The sequence below is a fragment of the Paenibacillus sp. N119s genome (assembly GCF_059447605.1).
In genome coordinates this window covers 1-2419 of sequence record NZ_JCAJRU010000399.1, presented here as the reverse complement: position 1 = coordinate 2419, position 2419 = coordinate 1, and the positions used below count along the sequence as shown (strand labels likewise).

The 2419-nt window shown below is 42.2% G+C and carries 3 protein-coding genes; all 3 read right to left on the bottom strand.

Going from position 1 to position 2419, the window contains the following annotated elements; genetic code table 11:
• Positions 1–566, bottom strand: a 566-nt coding sequence (locus AC5V8P_RS25110) for a TerD family protein (RefSeq protein ID WP_495474005.1), incomplete at its 3' end; no start/stop codon positions are given.
• A gap of 28 nt (positions 567–594) precedes the next feature.
• Positions 595–1041 (bottom strand): tellurite resistance TerB family protein, encoded by a 447-nt coding sequence (locus AC5V8P_RS25105; RefSeq protein WP_063210876.1) that lies wholly within the window; start codon positions 1039–1041, stop codon positions 595–597.
• Positions 1042–1323: 282 nt separating this feature from the next.
• Positions 1324–2271, bottom strand: coding sequence for an ATP-grasp domain-containing protein (locus tag AC5V8P_RS25100; RefSeq protein WP_063210878.1), 948 nt, complete (start codon positions 2269–2271; stop codon positions 1324–1326).
• Positions 2272–2419 lie beyond the last annotated feature (148 nt).

Genomic DNA, 2419 nt, shown 5'->3' with positions numbered 1-2419 from the left:
ATATGTACGGCGTGGGTACCTGCCCCGATTGCCGCAAACTTCCATTCGCTATTATGGCGATAGAGCTCCCCGCAGATCAGCGCAGTCATCCCCTCAAAATTATCAGATAAATTAAACGTCACCAGTTCCTTGGAGTTCGCACCGTCCAGAATGCGGATATACGCTTTCTCGATCATGCCGAAATCCTGTTTCCGGTTGACGCAATCATATATATTCACAACAACAAGCACTTTATCGATATTGGCCGGAATCCGTGCCAGGTCAATCATAATTTGTTCATCATCGCCGTCACCTTCTCCGGTCAAATTATCACCGGAATGCACGACTGAGCCGCATGGGCTTTTTTTATTATGGAAGCATACTACATTGTCCGACTGAGTTAGCTTCCCGTTGGCATCCAGCAAAATGGCAGAAGCATCACAATCAATATTGGGTTGCTTCTTGAAGCCAAAAAATCCTTTGGACTGTACAGGGTCCCAGCCCAATCCGGCTATCACTTTGGTTAGTCCTGTGTTTCCCTTGGTCAGATCAATTTTCTGGCCCTTGACCAGATTAATTACAGCCACTGATTAACACACCTCCCTTCCATAAAATTTACAGACTAAATTCAGACGGGTTCAAACCAAGCGCGCCACAAATTTCAGCAACAATTCGCCGCTCATCGGCATCAAAGTCACCGTCAGCTGCACCAATGGCACTGCATACACCGACGACAAGTCGGCCTACCTCAGGCTTGCCTTTCAGTTTACCAATCGCTTTCAATGCTTCCTGTTTGCCGATTTCAGGTGCAAATTCAAAGTTCGCTACATAGTGATTGAAACGGTTGATAACCTCTCCCATGTCAAACACTTTCAATTCTTCACTGATATTTATGTATCCGGCCATTTTTGTTTTTTCTTCCGGACTAATAGTGCCGTCAGCAAATGCCACTAATGCACAACCAGCAACGACAGCTTCCATAAAATCTTTATTCTTAAATTTCTTAACCTGGTCACCAAGTCCTTTTTTAGTTGTATTCAACCAATTTTTAAATGTACTCATATTTCCCTCCACAATTACGTATTTGGGTATATTCTATCCTAGTTAATTTCTTCCTTTACTATAACCTGAATTACGATCTTATTCTACAATAATATACAAAAATGCGGTAAATCCGATCTACTTTTTATAGGTATCTTTTCTATCTTTAGCCCTACTTTCTGTCGAAAATGTGTCCCTTCCATTATCCCCCATCTGATAGGGCGATTGCAAGTTTGTAGAATGATAGACTCGTGCAAAAATGAAAAGGCGCAGCTTCCCATTCAAACAGAAGCACTGCGCCTTTTACCATAATCCCTGGTTTATCACCGCTTTTTTTAAATTTGTATAGAACGCTTCAAGGTCTGTGTGCTCAGGCAATCCCGAAACTTGCCCATCTCCCAATTCTATAATAATCCATTGCCCTGCTTGTGTACGAGCAATATCCATTGTGAAAAATGGACTTTGGATTTGACGTGCAATCTGAATAAATTCTTGCAAATCTGTAGGAACTGTCTCATATGCCGTCTCGTCCCAGTAATTAACCGTAAAAACAAGCTCTCCGAACATAAAGAAAAGACGATATTCTTTAGACAAGGGCATACCACTTTTGGGGTGAAGGGTAAGAAATTCTAAAGGTACAAACTCCCTTAACACAATTCCTCCATTCAATTCCGTTCCCTGAAGTTCAATAAAACGACGAATTACCCGTTCCACATGCGCCTGATCTGACGCATCTGGGATATAACAGGCGTCCAGCCAATCATGTTTCCGTGATTTAACAAAATCCTTGACCATTATTGCTGTCGTTCCAAAAGGCACGACAGCCTCTCGAATATGCTCTGCATCCAATTGGTCCCGCTCCAGCCATACACTCCGAGGCGTAAAATTTTGAATTAACGAGTATGAATTGGGAAAATAGTGGCAGTTCCTATAACTCTCAGCACTTGTGAGCATTCTGATTCGATTTGCCTCCAAGACTGTAGTCCAAGCATCGTACACTTTCGGCCTTATCATCCATCCACGGTAAAGCGCGTTCACGTACTCGCTTCCCGGTATAGCAACATTTTCTCGCATATTCTTAGAAGCAATATATGGGTTAGCCCCTGACCCTTCCCGTTCTTCCTCAATCAGGTTATCGAAATTGACCAACCCTGTATCAAAACCAAGACTCCGTGCAACCTCGTACTCTGCACGGTAATCTATATCCACACTTTTAGAATTCAGAGGATCGCTACAAAATAGAAGATACATATGAGTTCCTCCTTTTAACAACCGTGTTAGGCATCAATTTAATTGACTAGAAAAATATATTCATTTTCTATTTAGAGCGTGTCTTCAAACCTAATTTAACCATAGCAAAATAGAAGCCAGCGTTAAGAAGGCTCCAAACGTGCAGGAT